The organism is Marinobacterium iners DSM 11526 (assembly GCF_900107855.1).
Classification (GTDB): domain Bacteria; phylum Pseudomonadota; class Gammaproteobacteria; order Pseudomonadales; family Balneatricaceae; genus Marinobacterium; species Marinobacterium iners.
Window position 1 is genome coordinate 60854 of record NZ_FNRJ01000013.1, and the last position, 16807, is coordinate 77660.

Below are 16807 nucleotides of genomic sequence, written 5' to 3' on the forward strand. Positions count from 1 at the left end.
GGGGAGGGCCCGGCACTCACAGGATCTTGTGAGCTGTACTCGAAATTGTGGCAACTGCATGTAATACTCGGATCAAGGTGTCCGCCAGAGATACCATGCATAACAAGAACAGGGCCCTGGAGGTCTGACAATGAACCCGACAACCGTACAACACAGCCTGGCTAGCCTTGTGGGTGAGATTGGCCGTCAGGGATTTGAACACCGCCTGATGCAGTGCATGCATGAACTGACCGGTGCCGACCATTGTGTTCTGATCAGTTATGATGCCAGCCGTACAGCGCCCATAACGCTGTTTTCATCTGGAGCCATCGATCAGCCACTGGCACAGGAATGCCGCCGCCTGTACGACGAGGTCTATTACGAGCGCGACCCGAACCGGGCCTTATTGGATGCCGGTGCACATGAACCCTCAACACAACTTCTCACGCTACGCCCGGAAGAGTTGAGTGACCCGGAGTATCGTCGTACCCTGATTGAGCGCTGTGGCATCCGTGAAAAACTGGCGTTTATAGGCCATGGCCGCGAGCAAGCTTATTGCCTGAACCTGTACCGGCTCAAATCGCGCCAGCGTAAAGGTCTACTGATGGGAGCTCTACAGGACAACACGGCACTGATAGCCGCCACACTGGAGCGTCATATCAGTCTTTCGACGGAGGCCCAGGTCAGATTTGATCTGCCGTGGGTTAGAGCACGGCTGTCGCGCAGCTGCGGTGATCGCTTAACCCAGAGAGAGATGGATGTGGCCTGCAGAATAGTGTTGGGCTATAGCTCTGAAGCCATTGGACTGGATTTGGGCGTGAGCGTAAATACAGTGCTCTCACACCGCAAGAACCTCTATGAAAAGCTGGGTATTGGAACGCAGAATCAACTGTTTGCCATTGTGACCGAAGGGCGCTGTGCTTGGGTATGAGCTTGCCTGGTACACGATGTAATCACAGTCTGTTTTAGCTGGGTTTACACGCCTGATGTGTGTTTGAAGTGTAGGCGTATTTTGGCTCACTTATACTCAACCGCGACGACCTCCAGCCAGAGTTCATCCTGATCAACCCGCTCGATGGTCACGTCATCGCCCACCTGTTTCTTGAGCAGCTGCCGTGCCAGTGGTGCATCAATGCTGATATAACCTTTGGCCGGGTCGATTTCATCTGCGCCGACAATACGGTAGCGACGCGTGTTGTCATCCTCATCGGCCAACGTGACCCAGGCGCCGAAGAAAATTCGGCTGGTGTCGTCAGGGGCGCGATCCACCACCTTGATGTGTTCCAGCCGCTTCGACAGGTAGCGGACGCGACGGTCGATCTCGCGCAGCTGTTTCTTGCCGTAGATGTATTCAGCGTTTTCGGAACGGTCACCCTGGGCCGCAGCCTCTTTTACGGCCTGCGTAACCTCGGGGCGTTTGACCTTCCACAAGTATTTCAGCTCGTTATTGAGATGCTCGTAGCCCTCCAGCGTGATGTAGGGCGAGCTTTTGGGTTGTGCCGGACGCCAGCGTGACATGTTTTTTCCCTGATATTGAAGAAAAGGTAAAGGATTACAGTCGCTTGCCGATAATACCAGCTCAGGCGGAGGCATGATGCAGACAGATCCTATCCAGACACGAATTGAGAACTATACGGCCTCACTGCCACAGGCAGTGCAGTCGCCCAATGGTGCCCAGTTTGCGTTTCTGCTCAGTCTGATTGCATCCAACCAGGAAATCTATCGCCCGCAGGCATCGGCTCAGCCCGGCAGCGGCTTCGAGTTGCCTCCGGCAGCGCCGTTGAGCTATCCCGATCTGAATGAGCTGCACACGCCGGAAGTGGTGTCGCGGCTTAATCATTCCATCAATGATCATATTCCCGGCGACTACGCCTATCTGGTGAGCCGGCTGGACACCCAGGCCCGGACACCCCGTGCGCAGGCACTGCGGTCAGACCGTTTTGAGCAAGTCGCCCTGTATGCCGCCAGTGAACTGGCCGGTACCATCGAGACCGCACGCCATACCTTGACCGCAACGGCCTGACAGGCCAAGCGCAATATGTTTTCCTAGTCGGTTTGTGTCTGCAAGGATCATAACCCATGTCGGAAAAATCACAGTCGCGGGCCATGCTGCTTGGACTCAGTGCCGTTTTGCTCTGGTCCACGGTGGCGACGGCGTTCAAGCTCTCGTTACAGGTCATGACGCCGTTGCAGCTGCTGGCCTGGTCCGGCCTGTTCTCCACATTGGTACTGGCAGCCTGCGTAAGCTGGCAGAAGCGCTGGCCTGAGTTGCTGCAGCAGTGGCGCAAGCGTCCCGGTCTCTATCTGCTGCTGGGGACACTGAATCCGGCACTGTACTATCTGGTGCTGTTTAAGGCCTATGATCTATTGCCGGCGCAACAAGCTCAGGCCCTGAACTACACCTGGGCGCTGACCCTGTCACTGCTGGCTGTGCCGCTACTGAAGCAGAAGCTGCAGCGTTTAGATCTGCTGGCCATGACACTGGGATACTTTGGCGCACTGGTGATCGCGACCCGAGGGCAGCTGTTGGCACTTCAGTTTGACAGTACGCTCGGAGTGGCGCTGGCATTGGGCAGCACTCTGATCTGGGCACTGTACTGGATTCTCAATGCGCGGGCCGAGAGTTCTCCTGCGGTCAGCTTGTTGCTCTGCTTTCTCTGCGGAACGCCGCTGGTATGGGGCTTGATGCTGTGGCAAGGCGAAGTGCAGTGGCCCGGCACTCAGGGCATTCTCGGGGCGCTTTGGGTCGGGGTGTTCGAGATGGGGCTGACGTTCATGCTCTGGCTGGGCGCACTGCGTGCCGCGACTCATGTCAGCCGTGTGTCCAACCTGATATTCCTGTCGCCCTTTCTGTCGCTGGTGTTTATCTACTTGCTGTTACACGAGCCTATTGCCCCGGCAACCTTCATTGGCCTGGGGCTGATCGTTACGGCAGTGGTGGTGCAGCAGCGCGCCCGGCGTTCAGAGCCAGCGCCAACGCCGGAACAGGATTAACAGGCCGCCAACCAGCAGGCCCAGCAACAGCAGGAAAATCAGGAAGGCATAATCGTTATCGGCACCTGGAATACCGCCCACGTTGATCCCCAGCAACCCGGTGAGAAAGCCCAGAGGCAGGAAGACGGCTGAGATGATCGACAGTACGTACATGCGCTGGTTGAGCTGTTCGCCCTGCTGGCTGGCCAGCTCTTCTTGTGCCATGGCGGCACGCTCACGAATGATGTCCAGATCCTCGATGTGGCGCAGCAGCTGATCACTGATTTCACGCAGTTCCAGCTTCATTTCAGTGGTAAACCAGCTCAGGCGTTCGCTGAGCATCTGGTTGAAGGCGTCCCGCTGCGGGGCAAAGTAACGCCGCAGGGTAACGGTCTGGCGGCGCAGACTGCGCACGGCCTGGCGCATCTCGCTGCCGGGTTGGGTCAGCAGGTCCAGCTCAAGGTCTGACAGTTGCTCTTCAAGTTCTTCAACCGTCACTCCCATCCGCTCCACCAGCAGTTCGCTGAGGCGAATGACCAACTCGGCGCTGCTGCGAGGGCCCTCCCCCTGCTCGAACAGCGCCAGCAGCTTAGCGACGGACATCAAACGGCGTTTGCGGGTTGATACCACCAGTCGCGCCCCGACGCAGAGGCGAATCGAAACCATATCTTCGGGATCGGCCCCCGGGTTGGTATTTACACCGCGCAGCGCGAGCAGAAGGTGTTCATCCAGAATGGCGGCGCGGGGGCGGGTGTTTTCGGCCAGCAGGGCGTCGATGGCCAGCTCCGGCAGGCCACTGTCCTGTTCCAGCCACTGGCGCGTGGAGTCGAGGGTGTAGTCCAGATGCAACCAGAGAATGCCATCTTCCGGTTGCCAACGTTCCAGCTCCTCGAAGGAAAGAGAACGGGCACCGCCCTGTCCATCGAGGATCAGTGCGTGCAGTGTTTCGCGGGCGGGTGTCATGGCTGTTTTCCTGTCAGTCGGTGCGCCAGGTAATTTTGTCTATTTCGCCCCCTTCGATTTTCCACCATTCGTCCGGGTCGTCACCATCCTGCCATCCAGAAACGATGCAACGAACCTGGGTGTCCAGTGCGGCGGCGACTTCATGGGCACAGTCAACGTCACGTATCCAGGGGGTGGCATCGGAGCGGAACCAGACGCTGATCCAGGCTTTGCCAACCGCCTTTTCATGGATCATGACCGGAATGCGCTGACCGCTGAAAATGGCTGTGAGTGAGTGCGTGCCGCCGACACTGTTGTGTGATTCAACATTGTCGGCCCGATCGCGCAGCCACTGCAGTATCTGTTCCAGGGAACGGTTCTTGATATAGATCTCAATGTCAGGGTGGCGGATCTCGGTGCTGCTCATCGTCGTCGTCCAGAATGTGCCAGATGCGCAGAACGCTCAGGCTTAGGTAACCAATAAGGGCGAGTATGCTGCCAGCGATGGTTAGGATCAAGCCGGCCAGTGCCAGCAATTCTGCCTTGAGCCCGGGTGGCAGGCTGTATTGGGCCATGCTGATGCCACCGACGCCACAAAAGAACAGCCCGGCTCCACTGAGCAGCAGGCGTAGGTTGCCTCGGGGGTTCTGTGCCTGCTGGCGAAGCCAGTCCTTGAGTCGGCTCATCGCTTGCGTAACAGGCTCAGTCTGAAATCGGCCTGTTCGGTCAGGGCGGAGCAGGCGGCAATGCGCTCACGGGCGGCGCTGTTCAGGCGCTGGCCGTGTGGTGTCATCGCCAGCAGGTCCTGCACCGCCTCGGCGTTGTCGAGCCTGAACTCGAACGCCAGCCTTTCCAGTGCGACGGGCTCGAATTGTTGCGCCAGTGCCTGCTCAGGGCTGAAGCCCGAACTGTCACGAACTTGTTCATAGATCAAACCGCGCAGGGCACGCAGGTGCTCAGGGCCGGGGTAGACCACCAACATGAGACCACCCGGTTTGAGAACACGAGCGGTGGGTTCAGGCAGCAGGCGGCCGAAGATCAGACTGGCCATGTCGACCGATTCATCGGCCAGCGGGATATCCGCGCCAGTGGCGACCATCCAGAGAATATCGGGGTTGCGTCGGCTGGCGGTGCGTACCGCCGGTTTGGAAATATCCAGCCCGGCCACGTTCAGTTTCAACTGGCGCTGCAGCTGATCGGTGTACCAGCCCTCGCCACAACCAAGATCCAGAAGTTTTCCGGCCTGAGTTGTCTGCACATAAGGCTGCAGCAGATCAATAATGGCCTGTGCCAGCGGGGTATAGTGCCCCGCCTGCAGGAAGCGCTGTCGTGCCTGCACCATGTCGGCACTGTCGCCCGGCTCCTTGCTGCGTTTGCGCTGCGGCAGCAGTAAATTCCAGTACCCCTGACGGGCGCGGTCAAAGCTGTGGTTGTGTTCACAGCCAAGCCGTTGCTCCAGCTGTTGCAGGGGCGACTTGCATACCGGGCAGATCAGCGCAAATGTACTCATGCCTGAACCAGCAGCCGAGCCAGAATGTTTTCGTACAAGTGCGACAGATCATCCAGATCGCTGGCCCGTACACGCTCGTTGATCTTGTGGATGGTGGCGTTGCAGGGCCCCAACTCCAGTACCTGAGCCCCGGTGGGTGCAATAAAACGACCATCAGAGGTGCCACCGGAGGTGGACAGCTCGGTTTCGTAACCCATTACAGAGCGGATTGCCTCCCGTGCCGCATCCACCAGACTGCCGGCCGCCGTCAGGAAAGGATTGCCGGACAGAATCCAGTCGATATCCCACTCAAGGCCATGCTGGTCGAGGATCTCGCGCACACGCACCTTCAGTTCATCGGCGGTCACTTCAGTGGAGAAGCGGAAGTTGAAAGCAATATCCACATGGCCGGGAACCACGTTGGTGGCACCGGTGCCGGCATTGATATTTGAGATCTGGAAACTGGTGGGCGGGAAGAATTCATTGCCTTCGTCCCAAACGGTGGCCGCCAGTTCAGCCAGTGCCGGAGCGGCTTCGTGGATCGGATTACGCACAAGATGCGGGTAGGCCACATGGCCCTGAATGCCACGTACCTTCAACGTGCCGCTGAGTGAACCGCGGCGACCGTTTTTGATCACATCACCCACTTTTTCCGTGCTGGAAGGCTCGCCGACGATGCACCAGTCGATCTTCTCGTTGCGTGCTTCCAGATGATCGATCACGCGGGTGGTACCGTTAATGAAGGGGCCTTCTTCGTCGCTGGTGATCAGCAGGGCGATGGAGCCCTGATGGTCCGGGTGGTTGGCGACAAAGCGCTCCACGGCGGTAACAAAGGCGGCCAGGCTGCCTTTCATGTCCGCCGCGCCACGACCGCAGAGATAACCTTCCTCGATGCGTGGCTCGAAGGGCGGAAACTGCCACTGCTCTTCGGGGCCGGAGGGCACCACATCGGTATGCCCGGCAAAGCAGAACAGAGGGCCTGAATCACCACGGCGTGCCCAGAGGTTGGTCACCTCTTCAAACGGCAGGCGCTCGATACGAAAGCCGAGTTTTTCCAGCCGGCTGATCATCAGTTCCTGACAGCCATCATCCTCGGGGGTGACGGAGCGGCGGCTGATCAGCTCCATGGCCAGATCCAGCGTAGGGGAGGTCGAAGTCATGTTGAATCCTGCGGCTTGAAAACAATAAAACCCCGTACACCATCGGGTGAACGGGGTCGGTCAGCGCTGTTACGCTCAGTTGTGCTTGTGCAGCTCGGCGTTCAGCTCGATGGCGCTCTTGTTGGTTTTCACCTCGATGCGACCATTCTGCGAGTTGCGGCGGAACAGCAGGTCCGGGGTGCCGGCCAGTTCGCCAGCCTTGACTACGCCCACTTCCTGGTTGTGCTCGTCCAGCAGGGTGACCTTGGAACCACCGGTAACGTACAGTCCTGCTTCAATGGTGCAACGATCACCCAGCGGCAGGCCGAGACCGGCGTTGGCGCCCAGCAGGCAGTTCTCACCCACAGAGATCACCACGTTGTTGCCACCGGACAGCGTGCCCATGGTGGACGCGCCGCCACCGATATCGGAGCCGTTGCCCACGACAACACCAGCGGAGATGCGGCCTTCAACCATGCTCACGCCCAGGGTGCCGGCGTTGAAGTTGATGAAACCTTCATGCATCACGGTGGTGCCTTCGCCCACGTGGGCGCCCAGACGGATACGTGATGCGTCACCGATGCGAATGCCGGCCGGTACCGCGTAGTTGGCCATTTTCGGGAACTTGTCGACGGAGAATACGTCCAGCACCTTGCCCTGAGCACGAGCCGAGAGCTGACGGCGCGGCAGGTCGTCCAGTGCAACGGCGCCTTCATTGGTCCAGGCCACATTCGGCAGCAGCGGAAACATGCCGCTCAGGTCGATGCCGTGCGGCTTGACCAGACGGTGCGACAACAGCGACAGCTTCAGGTACACCTCGGCGGTGGTCTGCGGCGCAGCGTCGGTTTCCAGGATGCAGAGGACCAGCGGCTGCTGGGTGCCTTCCAGGATCTCAACCACTTCAGCCTGAGCTTCGGCGTCCACGGACAGGAAGGCCGCTTCCAGTGCCTTCAGCTGGGAGGCGTTCAGTTCGATGGTCTGGTTGCCGCCCTCGTAACCCACCTTGTCGGCCACGGCGGCAATCAGCGTGTCATCCGCGTTCAGCAGCGGTGCGTTGTAGTACACCTCCAGCCAGTCGCCGGCAGACGATTTTGTACCTACACCCAAACCAAATGCGAAATTCGCCATTGTTTACTCCGTTGTTCGATTCATCAAAAAGGGAGGCACTGTTCAGTCGAACAGGGCCGCGTAATCGGTGTCTTTAAAGCCGACTTCAACCCGACCGTCGTCCAGTTCCAGCACCGGGCGCTTGATCAGAGTCGGCTGTTCGACCATCAATGCCTGCAATGCGGTGGCATCAGTGGTGGTCTTGATCTCATCTGGCAGCTGGCGCCAGGTGGTGCCGCGCTTGTTCAGCACCTTGTCCAGTCCGACCCTGTTGCACCAATGCTCGACCTTGTCGGCTTCAAGGCCTTGTTTGCGGAAGTCGTGAAATTCAAATGCAACACCACGGGCTTCCAGCCATTTGCGCGCCTTGCGCACGGTGTCGCAGTTGCTGATGCCGTACAGCGTGGTCACGGGCAACTCCTTACAGGGATTCAATATAGCGGCGAATGCGTTCGGCCGCTTCAACACACTCGGATACCGTTGCCACCAGTGCCATGCGCACAAAACCGGACCCCGGCAGCACGTCGTCCACTTCGCGGGACAGGTAGCGGCCCGGCAGCACGGTCAGATTCTGCTGTGCGAATAGACCCTTGGCAAATTCATCATCCGCCATCGGGGTGGGTGCCCAGAGATAGAAGCTGGCATCGGACTGTTTCACATCCATCACCGGCTGCAGTACGCGCAGCACCGCATCGAACTTATGTCGATACTGGCAGCGGTTTTCGTATACGTGGCCTTCGTCATTCCAGGCGGCGATGGAGGCCAGCTGGTGCTGAACCGGCATGGAGCAGCCGTGGTAGGTACGATAGAGCAGGAAAGGTTCCAGCAGGCTGGCATCACCGGCGATAAAACCGGAGCGCATGCCGGGCAGGTTGGAGCGCTTGGAGAGGCTGTGGAACACGATGCAGCGGGCATAGTCGTTCCGGCCCAGCTCGGCACAGGCCTGCAGTAATCCGGCCGGCTTGTTGTTCTCGTCCGGGTACAGCTCGGAATAGCACTCATCCGAGCAGATGATGAAGTCATGTTCATCGGCCAGGGCGATCAGCTTTTTCAGGGTCTCGACACTGTGCACGGCCCCGGTTGGGTTACCCGGTGAGCAGACAAACAGCAGCTGGGTTCGCTGCCAGATATCCGCTGGAACGGCATCATAATCGGGGATAAAGCCGTTTTCGGCCAGGCAGTTGAGGTAGTAAGGTTCGGCCCCGGACAGATAGGTGGCCCCTTCATAGATCTGATAGAAGGGGTTAGGGGACATGACCAGAGCACCGGGCTTGCGCTCGACCGCCGCCTGAGTGAAAGCAAAGATCGCTTCACGGGTACCGTTGACCGGCAGAATGTTGCGCTCAGGGTCCATGCTGTCGGTCTGCAGACCGAAGCGGCGTTCGCACCAGCTCGCCATCGCCTGACGCAGTTCCGGCATCCCCTTGGTGGTCGGGTAGGTGGAAACACCGCTGAGGTTTTCCGCCAGTACATCGGTTACGAAGGGCGGAGCCGGATGTTTGGGCTCTCCAATGCCGAGCGAGATGTGCTCAAGGCTTTTGGGGGGCTGAACACCGGCCTTGAGGACGGCCAGTTTCTCAAACGGGTAGGGCTGCAGTCGGTCGAGATCGCGGTTCATGCAAGTTTCCTGTCATACCCTGCAAAGTGCAGGGTTTTAGGCCAGATTTCAGGCGCAAAAGTATAGCGGAAGCGGCCTATTCGATGCCAGTTAAGCGCAGCGGATCGAGCAGACCTTCCACCTCTTCGCGCTCAAGGTCGGTCTGTTCCACGACCACGTCAACGATGGGTCGACCTTCGGTATAGGCCTGTTTGGCAAGGGTGGCCGCCTGCTCATAGCCCAGAACCGGGTTGAGTGCCGTGACCAGAACCGGGTTGCGCGACAGGGCCGCCTCGATATTGTTGCTGTTGACCGTAAAGCCTTCGATCGCCTTGTCGGCCAGTGTGACGGCAGCGTTGGCGACCAGCATCTCGCTCTGCAACAGGTTGTAGGCAATCAGCGGCAGCATGGTATTGAGCTGAAAGTTGCCGTGCTGGCCACAAATGCTGATGCTGACATCGTTGCCACACACCTGAGCGGCGGCCATCATGACTGCTTCGGAGATCACCGGGTTGACCTTGCCGGGCATGATGGAAGAGCCAGGTTGCAGGGCAGGCAGGGCGATTTCGCCAAGACCTGCCAGTGGGCCGGAGTTCATCCAGCGCAGATCATTGGCAATTTTCATCAATGCCGTGGCGCAGGTCTTGAGCTGGCCGGACAGCTCAACTGCCGTATCCTGACAGGCCTGAGCCGTAAAGTGGTTCTGTGCAGGCTGCAGGGTCAAGCCGGTACGAATGCTGAGCTGACGGCAGAACAGGCGTGAGAAGGCGCGCGGGGCATTGACCCCGGTACCCACCGCCGTTCCGCCTTGAGCCACCTGCAACAGTCGCGGGCGCACGCTTTCCAGTCGTGCGATGCAGTCCTGTATCTGTGTCAGCCAGCCTGATACCTCCTGATCCATGCGGATAGGCATGGCATCCATCAGATGGGTACGACCGGTCTTGACGATCTGGGACAGCTCAGAGCGCTTGCGCGTCAGAATGCCGACCAGATGGCGCAGTGCCGGGATCAGGCTGTTTTCCAGCTGCAGCAGTGCGCTGACATGAATGCAGGTGGGGATCACATCGTTCGAGCTTTGGCTCATGTTGATGTGATCATTCGGGTGCAGCTCAAGGCCAGTGCGCTGCTTGATCAGCGCACTGAGCACTTCGTTCATGTTCATGTTGCTGCTGGTGCCGGAGCCGGTCTGGAATACGTCCACCGGGAATTGGTCGAGATGTTCACCAGCGATCAGCTGGTCGGCTGCGTCAACAATGGCATCTGCCTGCTCTTTTTCCAGCAGGCCCAGCTCCGCATTGGCACGTGCGCAGGCTGCCTTGATCTGGGCCAGCGTTGTGATGAACGAAGCCGGCAGGCACAGATCACTGATTTGAAAGTTATCCACAGCCCGTTGGGTCTGTGCGGCGTACAGGGCATCACGGGGTACCTGTACCTCACCCATGCTGTCATGCTCGGTGCGAAATTCCGGATTCATGCTTGGCTCCCTGTGCGTTTTTAAATGGTCCCGAACCGGGTGTTGTACAATCAGTTTATACACAATCCGGGGCGGATGCGCATAGCGTCAAATACCGTTTGATGGGTGCAGGATCACCCCGGAGTGCAAAGTATCGGTGTTTGGATAATATGGGGTAGACTCTCGTTCCGTTCATCTGTTCCCTGCTTCAAGAGTGATCACCCATGAGTTTGCTTACTCGCTGGCCGCGCGACCAGCTCTGCCTCAGTGTTGAAGAACGTCGTCATGCCGTGCAGGCGGTGGAGCAGGCGTTCGCTGCCACCCTGGAATCATTGAAGGTGGATATCGGCCTGAAGGAGATGTTCGAGGAGATCTATGTGCCGCTGGCTGCCTGGATTCTGGCGCGCAAGCGACAGCAGGAAGGACCGCTGGTGCTGGGCATCAACGGTGCGCAGGGTGCCGGCAAGTCGACCCTGTTCAATCTGTTGGAAGTGATTCTGGGAGAAGGGTTTGATCTGCGAGTGGTGGGTTTCTCCATCGATGATATCTACAAGACCCGTGCCGACCGCGAGGCGATGGCGCGCAGCATTCATCCTCTGTTTGTCACCCGAGGCGTACCCGGTACACATGATGTAGAGCTGGGCATGGAGATTATCGACAGCCTGTGCGCCGATGATCCCGAACGGGTGACCAAAATTCCGGTGTTCGACAAGTCGATCGATGATCGCTGCCCCGACTCGGTGTGGCAGGAATGGATCGGTGGCGCGGATCTGATCGTGCTCGAGGGCTGGTGCGTCGGCGCGCAGCCGCAGCAGGAGGAAACGCTGGTTGAGCCGGTGAATATTCTTGAGCGCAACGAAGACCCGCATGGAATTTGGCGGCGGCATGTCAATGAACAGCTGAAAGGGCCCTATCGAGAGCTGTTTTCACGTTTGGATGTATTGCTGATGCTCTGCGTACCGAGTATGGATGCGGTGTATGAGTGGCGTTCGCTGCAGGAGAAAAAACTGGCCGAGCGGATCCAGTATATCTATGACACTCAGCAGCCGACTGACCATCTGCGAATCATGGATGGTAACGAAATCAAACGTTTCATTCAGCACTATGAACGCCTGACCCGGGCCATGCTGGACGAAATGCCTGATCAGGCTGATGTCACCCTGTTTCTGAACGAAAACCACAAAATCGCGGATATTCGCGTGCTTAAGCCGTTGTGTAGCAGCTAGATCGGCAGCAAGGTGGTTGATGCGATGCCATGCACCACGGTATTGATCGCCCGGTTGGATGAGTCAGAGACAATTTTTGCCATCATGTCCTGATGGGCGATCAACTTGGACATAATGCGCTCGTAGCTTAGATTGGTTGGGCTGTTGGCGTACAGGAAAGGCTCACCGTTTTCCTGCCGGTAGGTATTGAGTCGCCAGGCCACGGCTTCCAGATTACGGGCGCAGTTGTACAGTTTTTGCTGATCCATCTCATTGAGCATGTAAAACTCGTCACGATAACTGTACGAAGCGTGCAGCATCCCGGTAATGCCGACCATCAGTGCAAATACCCGGTCGCCCTGAAACGCGGGATCAAACGCCAGTGGCACGGCTTTCTCTGCATACAGGTTGTTCAGTTCTGGGTGGGTGATTAGTCGAGGGGAGTTCAGCAGCAATTCCAGGCGTCTTTCAATGGTCATACCGGGTACTTTCGCCAGTTCCCGCGGGTTGCGCTTGTACAGCTTGATAGCCAGCTCTCGCGCCAGATGAGTAACTGTTTCAACATGCAGATCGGCGACCATATCGATCTCGGACTTGCCCAGGTTTTTAAACTGGAACGGACGCTCATTGCCACTGGCTGCGCAGCCGCCAAGCAGCAAGCCTGTCAGCAATAACCCAAGTATCCGTCTTGTCTGTTTTGGTCCATGCATCGATTTCAATCTCCTTGATCTGAACTGCACCCCGCGTGATCCCGGGCAGTATAACCCTGATTGTTTCGGTTATAGTAACCGCTTGAGCCCATTCGACTGGAGAAATCTATGAGTGATACCCCCGAAATCAGTGCCCTGCGCCGCGAATATGTGGCGGCGGGACTGAGTCGTGCCGAGCTGGCGGCTGACCCGCTGGAGCAGTTTGGTCACTGGATGCAGCAGGCGCTGGAGGCCTATCCCGACGATGCAACCTCAATGACTCTTGCCACGGCCGGTGCGGATGGCTGGCCAGCCGCACGTATTGTGCTGCTCAAGCGTTTCGATGCGGATGGTTTCTGTTGGTTCACTGATTTTCGCTCCGAGAAGGGGGAGCAGTTGCAGCAGAACCCGAAAGCCGAGTTGCTGTTTTACTGGCGCGGACTTGAGCGTCAGGTGCGGATCCGTGGACGTGTCGAGCAGCTTGATCACGCAATGGGCGAGACCTACTTTCACGAACGGCCGCGCGGCAGTCAGCTGAGTGCGGCAGCTTCGCATCAAAGCTTCCCGATTGATCATCGTATCACGCTGGAACAGCGCGTAGCCGAGCTGGATCAAACCTTTGAGGGAGCCGTCATTCCCTGTCCGTTAACCTGGGGTGGTTATCGGCTGATACCCGAGCTGTACGAATTTTGGCAGGGACGGGAGAACCGCCTGCATGATCGCTTCCGCTACCAGTACAATGACACCGGCTGGCAGATAGAACGTCTGCAACCCTGATTAAACCGCTACACGGGAGTTGGCTGGTTGTTGACCTGCCGACTCCTCCTCAAGACACCTTTTCACGCCACTGCAAGTCGCCAATCTGCACGTTGAGCCAGTCGAACCCGATTCGACGGGCAACCGCTGCTGCACCATCCAGGCTTTTGAATTCCCGTTCCCCTTTTGAGCGCTGCAGGTTGAGTGTCACCACCTCCTGATCACGCGTGATGAATTTCAGGGTCCAACCGCGTGACATCGAGACCGGAATCGCCTGGCAGGAATCAAACACCCCCGCCTTGAAAAGCAATTTTATTTCCTTCTCTTGCATCGTCTTAATCCTTTTGTGATTCATCATTTATCTATTAATGATAATTATAAATGCAATACTGATGAATGGCAAAAAAACAGGCCTGTTATTTCATATATAACCAATTGAAAATAAAGGATTTTTTAGATTTTATTCTGGATTTTTCGCAGCTGGATATGATTTTGCATAACCTATTGTTTATAAAGGAAAATATTTCATTTTTTACTTAGATCTTTTTGTTATTTATTAATATTTTGATTGATCGAAATGATATTTATGATTAATCATTAAGCAGTTTTTGATTTTTCATTGCTGGGTATGGTCGATAGCTGCCTGGGAGGATGTAAAAGCAGATTATGAGTCAGCTCAGGTTCTGGCAGTGGGAGGGGGGCTAAGGGGCAAGATTAAGCGGGGGAGACGGGAAAAGCAGGCAGCCTGAACGGCTGCCCGGTGAGCGGATCAGTTTGAGCGCTTGGTCTCGAGCCTGGTCTGCAGGATTTGCTCAACTGCATCGAGCTGCTTACGCATCTGCTCAACAGCGCTGTTGTCATCGTTGGAGGGTGAAAAACGGAACATGTCCAGCATCTCGATCAGGAATTTCTCTTCGTTCATCTTGCTGATCTGTTCCGGCGTCCAGTTCTTGTGTGAGTACATGGTGATCTCCTTTTTGAATGTGCTGATTTAGATATGCGCCAGATGTGAGCGTTTTTCAAGTTGGATTGTACTGATGAGCTATGCTGAAAAGTCGAGAGGAGGACTCGTTGAGCTGAGTCAATATGTGCTCCAGGCTTAAGAGGTAATCTGTTCCCAACTAGGGTAACGAACGTAAAGGTGATTGTGATGTTCGGGATTGATCTGTACAGCTTCGAGGTATTGGCGCCGAGCCTGCTGGGTATTGTGGGTATGGCTGCAGTGATGGTGTGGGCCTTTATCAAGGTTCGCAAGCTGATGAATGAAGACGGCAAAAAACAGAAATAATCTTTCTGGCCGCCAACAGGACATGAAAACAAACCCGCCGAACTTGGCGGGTTTGTTTTTTCAGCCGTTGTGGTAAATCCATTCCAGCAGCTCACGTTCAAATGCCGTGATCGGGCTGGGGCCGTGGAATTTTTCCGGCAGGCTGATACTGCTCAGCAGCAGTACAAATACATAGCGTTCACCTGAGGCCGTATCGATGTATCCGGCCAGATTGCGGCTTCCGTTGACGGTGCCCGTTTTCGCCTTGATCGCTCCCTGCAACGGGGGTTGTCGTGTGCTGGCACGGTATTTCAGGGTACCGCTGGCACCCGAAACCGGCAGTGACTGGTAGCTGTGAAGTTCGGAGTGGGCAGCCAGCCAGCGCAGCAGGTTGGCCAGCTGGCGGGCCTGAATCAAATTGTCCCGTGACAGGCCTGAGCCGTCACTGAGAGCCGCCAGGTGCAGGTCAACACCGGTATGCTGTTGGATAATCGTTTTCATGGCGCGGACGCCGCTTGCAAAACTGCCGGCTTCACCGGAGTGGATCGGCAGGGTTTTAAGCAACAAGTCTGCAATCAGGTTGTCGGAACGCTGCAGGGTCTGTTGCAACAGTTCAGCCAACGGCGCTGACTGTACCTGCGCCAGCAGTTGCCAACCCGAACCCAGTGCCCCCGGCACAATATCGCCTCTTAGTACGATACCCTGTCGGCTGAGTTCCTGACGAATACGTGCCTTGCCGTGTGCAACAGGGTCGTTGATGGCAAACTTGAGCGGCAGTACATCACGCTGATCACTGATGCAGCCGCTGAGATGGTAACGGTTGCCAGGACCCAAGCGCGCTTCCAGTTCGCACAGCTGTTGTTCGATCTGTTCTTCTGGCAGCACCATTACGCTGGACGTGACTTCGATCGGCTGGTGGGCCGGCACAAAGAAGCGGGCGGGCTTACCGCTGCCGCGGCTATTCAGGCTGGCCTGAATACAGTTGCCTTCGAGGGTCAATGCCGCCACGGGTGCGCTGTAACATACGCCCAGATTATTCCAGGGCCAGCCGTGGGCACGGTCGTAACCGCTGAAACGGCTGGTATCGAGCAGAATGTTTCCTTCTATTTCGCGTACACCTTGTTGGCGCAGTTGTGTCAGTAATTCACCCAGCTGGGCCACGCTCAGGTCAGGTGCGCCGGTGAATTCAAACAGCAGGTCACCCTGCCAGCGACCACCCTGCTGTTGGCCGCGTTGCCAAAGGCGAGTGGGAAAGCGGTAGTCCGGCCCCAGGGTCAGCTCGGCGGCTGTGGCGGTAAACAGTTTCAACGTGCTGGCCGGAGGCAGCAGAGTGTCGCCGCGATAATCGATCTCCAGGGCACCCGTTGTACTCAAGGGTGCCACCACAAGTGCCATCTGACTGCCTTCAGGTGCCAGATCAAGAATTTTTTTCCACTCCTGAGCATGGACAACAGGCGCCAGTAACAGCAGGATAAAAAGTCGCAACAGCATGGTGAGTCTGCCTTTTGTTTGAGCTGGGGAGTTGAATCGAATAATAGGTGCATTGTGCCAGACCGCCACTGAACAAATACAGCGCTGAACGGAGTCGAAATGAGCCCTGACATAGCTTCAAACCCCCTGATCCCTGAACTGCTGGCCCTGCTGAGGGCCCATCCGGACGGGATCAGCGAGTTCAGGCTGATGAAAGGGCTGGAAGCGCATCCTGCCTTTGCCGAACTGGCCGATGACTATCAGCTACGCCTGTTTCAGAAACACTTCATGATCATGCACGGTCTTTATACTTTGCAGACCCGCCTCTGGTACGAAGAACAACTGAGACTTGAAATTTCTCCGCTTAGTGTACGCTGCCATGCTGAACCGGTAGACAGTATCACCGAGCAGGCATCTGTCCCCGGAGCAGCCGATCCTCTGCGTGACTACTATCTTGACTGGACGCAGCTGCAACACACCAGTGCACGAGATGTACAGCGCCTGCTGGCCGGTTTCATGGAGCAACTCGATCATCCCGGTGCGCGGCACAAGGCTCTGGAAACACTGGAGCTTGACGCCGGTGCCAGCCAGGAAAAAATTCGCAGTCGTTACCGCCAACTGGCCGCTCAGCTTCACCCTGACAAAGGGGGAGACAGTGAGGCGTTCATTGAAGTTCGCCGTGCCTACGAACTGCTCCGCTCCGGCGGCTGAGCATGTAAAGATCTGTAAAAGCCGCTGCCG

General features: G+C 57.1%; 21 protein-coding genes. 7 read left to right on the forward strand and 14 right to left on the reverse strand.

Annotation, left to right across the window (positions count from 1 at the left end; translation table 11 throughout):
- Nucleotides 1–130: 130 nt before the first annotated feature.
- Complete coding sequence (locus tag BLV48_RS13385) at nt 131–910, forward strand: helix-turn-helix transcriptional regulator (RefSeq protein WP_091827297.1); 780 nt, start codon at nt 131–133, stop codon at nt 908–910.
- Between the two features lie 86 nt (nt 911–996).
- Here BLV48_RS13385 and greB read toward each other — a convergent pair whose 3' ends face one another.
- Complete coding sequence (greB, locus tag BLV48_RS13390; RefSeq protein ID WP_091827298.1) at nt 997–1497, reverse strand: transcription elongation factor GreB; 501 nt, start codon at nt 1495–1497, stop codon at nt 997–999.
- A gap of 73 nt (nt 1498–1570) precedes the next feature.
- Between greB and BLV48_RS13395 the strand changes: the two genes are divergently transcribed.
- Both BLV48_RS13395 and BLV48_RS13400 read left to right on the forward strand, forming a co-directional pair.
- Nucleotides 1571–2002, forward strand: a complete 432-nt coding sequence (locus tag BLV48_RS13395; protein WP_091827299.1) for a hypothetical protein — start codon at nt 1571–1573, stop codon at nt 2000–2002.
- 56 nt (nt 2003–2058) lie between these two features.
- Nucleotides 2059–2973, forward strand: a complete 915-nt coding sequence (locus BLV48_RS13400) for a DMT family transporter (RefSeq protein ID WP_091827300.1) — start codon at nt 2059–2061, stop codon at nt 2971–2973.
- Here the strand turns inward: BLV48_RS13400 and BLV48_RS13405 are convergent.
- The 9 genes from BLV48_RS13405 to BLV48_RS13445 all read right to left on the reverse strand — a co-directional run bounded on the left by BLV48_RS13405 (nt 2941) and on the right by BLV48_RS13445 (nt 10700).
- On the reverse strand, nt 2941–3915 hold the full coding sequence (locus tag BLV48_RS13405; RefSeq protein ID WP_091827301.1) for a zinc transporter ZntB: 975 nt from the start codon (nt 3913–3915) through the stop codon (nt 2941–2943). The two genes, BLV48_RS13400 and BLV48_RS13405, sit on opposite strands and share 33 nt — an antisense overlap.
- A gap of 13 nt (nt 3916–3928) precedes the next feature.
- Entirely contained in the window at nt 3929–4321 is a 393-nt protein-coding gene (locus BLV48_RS13410) for a hypothetical protein (protein ID WP_091827302.1), read from the reverse strand.
- On the reverse strand, nt 4293–4580 hold the full coding sequence (locus BLV48_RS13415) for a hypothetical protein (RefSeq protein ID WP_091827303.1): 288 nt from the start codon (nt 4578–4580) through the stop codon (nt 4293–4295). The genes BLV48_RS13410 and BLV48_RS13415 overlap by 29 nt, the downstream gene beginning before the upstream one ends.
- A complete protein-coding gene (locus tag BLV48_RS13420; protein WP_091827304.1) occupies nt 4577–5404 on the reverse strand; it encodes a putative RNA methyltransferase in 828 nt (275 codons plus the stop codon). Before BLV48_RS13420 ends, BLV48_RS13415 begins: the two co-directional genes overlap by 4 nt.
- Nucleotides 5401–6543, reverse strand: a complete 1143-nt coding sequence (gene dapE / locus BLV48_RS13425; RefSeq protein WP_091827305.1) for a succinyl-diaminopimelate desuccinylase — start codon at nt 6541–6543, stop codon at nt 5401–5403. The genes BLV48_RS13420 and dapE overlap by 4 nt, the downstream gene beginning before the upstream one ends.
- Nucleotides 6544–6618: 75 nt before the next feature.
- A complete protein-coding gene (dapD, locus tag BLV48_RS13430) occupies nt 6619–7650 on the reverse strand; it encodes a 2,3,4,5-tetrahydropyridine-2,6-dicarboxylate N-succinyltransferase (protein ID WP_091827306.1) in 1032 nt (343 codons plus the stop codon).
- Nucleotides 7651–7692: 42 nt separating this feature from the next.
- Nucleotides 7693–8040, reverse strand: coding sequence for an ArsC family reductase (locus BLV48_RS13435; RefSeq protein ID WP_091827307.1), 348 nt, complete (start codon nt 8038–8040; stop codon nt 7693–7695).
- 10 nt (nt 8041–8050) lie between these two features.
- Nucleotides 8051–9247: a succinyldiaminopimelate transaminase gene (dapC, locus tag BLV48_RS13440; RefSeq protein WP_091827308.1), complete on the reverse strand. Its 1197-nt coding sequence runs from the start codon at nt 9245–9247 to the stop codon at nt 8051–8053.
- 76 nt (nt 9248–9323) lie between these two features.
- On the reverse strand, nt 9324–10700 hold the full coding sequence (locus BLV48_RS13445; RefSeq protein WP_091827309.1) for a class II fumarate hydratase: 1377 nt from the start codon (nt 10698–10700) through the stop codon (nt 9324–9326).
- Between the two features lie 203 nt (nt 10701–10903).
- Here BLV48_RS13445 and BLV48_RS13450 point away from each other — a divergent pair, with 203 nt between their 5' ends.
- Nucleotides 10904–11905 carry a hypothetical protein gene (locus BLV48_RS13450; RefSeq protein WP_091827310.1) on the forward strand — a complete coding sequence of 334 codons (1002 nt, stop codon included), beginning with the start codon at nt 10904–10906 and terminating at the stop codon, nt 11903–11905.
- Here the strand turns inward: BLV48_RS13450 and BLV48_RS13455 are convergent.
- Nucleotides 11902–12594, reverse strand: a complete 693-nt coding sequence (locus tag BLV48_RS13455) for a hypothetical protein (protein ID WP_091827311.1) — start codon at nt 12592–12594, stop codon at nt 11902–11904. The genes BLV48_RS13450 and BLV48_RS13455 overlap by 4 nt on opposite strands.
- Nucleotides 12595–12702: 108 nt before the next feature.
- On the opposite strand from BLV48_RS13455, the gene pdxH reads away from it, so the two are divergent.
- On the forward strand, nt 12703–13350 hold the full coding sequence (pdxH, locus tag BLV48_RS13460) for a pyridoxamine 5'-phosphate oxidase (protein ID WP_091827312.1): 648 nt from the start codon (nt 12703–12705) through the stop codon (nt 13348–13350).
- A 49-nt stretch (nt 13351–13399) separates the two neighbouring features.
- Here pdxH and BLV48_RS13465 read toward each other — a convergent pair whose 3' ends face one another.
- Both BLV48_RS13465 and BLV48_RS13470 read right to left on the reverse strand, forming a co-directional pair.
- Nucleotides 13400–13660: a hypothetical protein gene (locus tag BLV48_RS13465; RefSeq protein WP_091827313.1), complete on the reverse strand. Its 261-nt coding sequence runs from the start codon at nt 13658–13660 to the stop codon at nt 13400–13402.
- 438 nt (nt 13661–14098) lie between these two features.
- On the reverse strand, nt 14099–14293 hold the full coding sequence (locus BLV48_RS13470) for a hypothetical protein (protein ID WP_091827314.1): 195 nt from the start codon (nt 14291–14293) through the stop codon (nt 14099–14101).
- Between the two features lie 186 nt (nt 14294–14479).
- Here BLV48_RS13470 and BLV48_RS18995 point away from each other — a divergent pair, with 186 nt between their 5' ends.
- Nucleotides 14480–14617, forward strand: coding sequence for a hypothetical protein (locus BLV48_RS18995; RefSeq protein WP_175527677.1), 138 nt, complete (start codon nt 14480–14482; stop codon nt 14615–14617).
- A 60-nt stretch (nt 14618–14677) separates the two neighbouring features.
- Here BLV48_RS18995 and dacB read toward each other — a convergent pair whose 3' ends face one another.
- Nucleotides 14678–16087, reverse strand: coding sequence for a D-alanyl-D-alanine carboxypeptidase/D-alanyl-D-alanine endopeptidase (dacB, locus tag BLV48_RS13475; protein ID WP_091827315.1), 1410 nt, complete (start codon nt 16085–16087; stop codon nt 14678–14680).
- Nucleotides 16088–16186: 99 nt separating this feature from the next.
- On the opposite strand from dacB, the gene BLV48_RS13480 reads away from it, so the two are divergent.
- Nucleotides 16187–16777 (forward strand): DNA-J related domain-containing protein, encoded by a 591-nt coding sequence (locus BLV48_RS13480; RefSeq protein ID WP_091827316.1) that lies wholly within the window; start codon nt 16187–16189, stop codon nt 16775–16777.
- Nucleotides 16778–16807: the final 30 nt, after the last annotated feature.

Bases quoted from the DNA above. Each gene is read 5' to 3' on its own strand.
- BLV48_RS13405 (WP_091827301.1), bottom strand. From the start codon at position 3,915: ATGACACCCGCCCGCGAAACACTGCACGCACTGATCCTCGATGGACAG.
- BLV48_RS18995 (WP_175527677.1), top strand. From the start codon at position 14,480: ATGTTCGGGATTGATCTGTACAGCTTCGAGGTATTGGCGCCGAGCCTG.
- BLV48_RS13420 (WP_091827304.1), bottom strand. From the start codon at position 5,404: ATGAGTACATTTGCGCTGATCTGCCCGGTATGCAAGTCGCCCCTGCAA.
- BLV48_RS13395 (WP_091827299.1), top strand. From the start codon at position 1,571: ATGATGCAGACAGATCCTATCCAGACACGAATTGAGAACTATACGGCC.
- BLV48_RS13410 (WP_091827302.1), bottom strand. From the start codon at position 4,321: ATGAGCAGCACCGAGATCCGCCACCCTGACATTGAGATCTATATCAAG.
- BLV48_RS13455 (WP_091827311.1), bottom strand. From the start codon at position 12,594: ATGCATGGACCAAAACAGACAAGACGGATACTTGGGTTATTGCTGACA.
- dacB (WP_091827315.1), bottom strand. From the start codon at position 16,087: ATGCTGTTGCGACTTTTTATCCTGCTGTTACTGGCGCCTGTTGTCCAT.
- BLV48_RS13465 (WP_091827313.1), bottom strand. From the start codon at position 13,660: ATGCAAGAGAAGGAAATAAAATTGCTTTTCAAGGCGGGGGTGTTTGAT.
- BLV48_RS13385 (WP_091827297.1), top strand. From the start codon at position 131: ATGAACCCGACAACCGTACAACACAGCCTGGCTAGCCTTGTGGGTGAG.
- pdxH (WP_091827312.1), top strand. From the start codon at position 12,703: ATGAGTGATACCCCCGAAATCAGTGCCCTGCGCCGCGAATATGTGGCG.
- BLV48_RS13470 (WP_091827314.1), bottom strand. From the start codon at position 14,293: ATGTACTCACACAAGAACTGGACGCCGGAACAGATCAGCAAGATGAAC.
- greB (WP_091827298.1), bottom strand. From the start codon at position 1,497: ATGTCACGCTGGCGTCCGGCACAACCCAAAAGCTCGCCCTACATCACG.
- BLV48_RS13480 (WP_091827316.1), top strand. From the start codon at position 16,187: ATGAGCCCTGACATAGCTTCAAACCCCCTGATCCCTGAACTGCTGGCC.
- BLV48_RS13400 (WP_091827300.1), top strand. From the start codon at position 2,059: ATGTCGGAAAAATCACAGTCGCGGGCCATGCTGCTTGGACTCAGTGCC.
- BLV48_RS13445 (WP_091827309.1), bottom strand. From the start codon at position 10,700: ATGAATCCGGAATTTCGCACCGAGCATGACAGCATGGGTGAGGTACAG.
- BLV48_RS13415 (WP_091827303.1), bottom strand. From the start codon at position 4,580: ATGAGCCGACTCAAGGACTGGCTTCGCCAGCAGGCACAGAACCCCCGA.
- dapD (WP_091827306.1), bottom strand. From the start codon at position 7,650: ATGGCGAATTTCGCATTTGGTTTGGGTGTAGGTACAAAATCGTCTGCC.
- dapE (WP_091827305.1), bottom strand. From the start codon at position 6,543: ATGACTTCGACCTCCCCTACGCTGGATCTGGCCATGGAGCTGATCAGC.
- dapC (WP_091827308.1), bottom strand. From the start codon at position 9,247: ATGAACCGCGATCTCGACCGACTGCAGCCCTACCCGTTTGAGAAACTG.
- BLV48_RS13450 (WP_091827310.1), top strand. From the start codon at position 10,904: ATGAGTTTGCTTACTCGCTGGCCGCGCGACCAGCTCTGCCTCAGTGTT.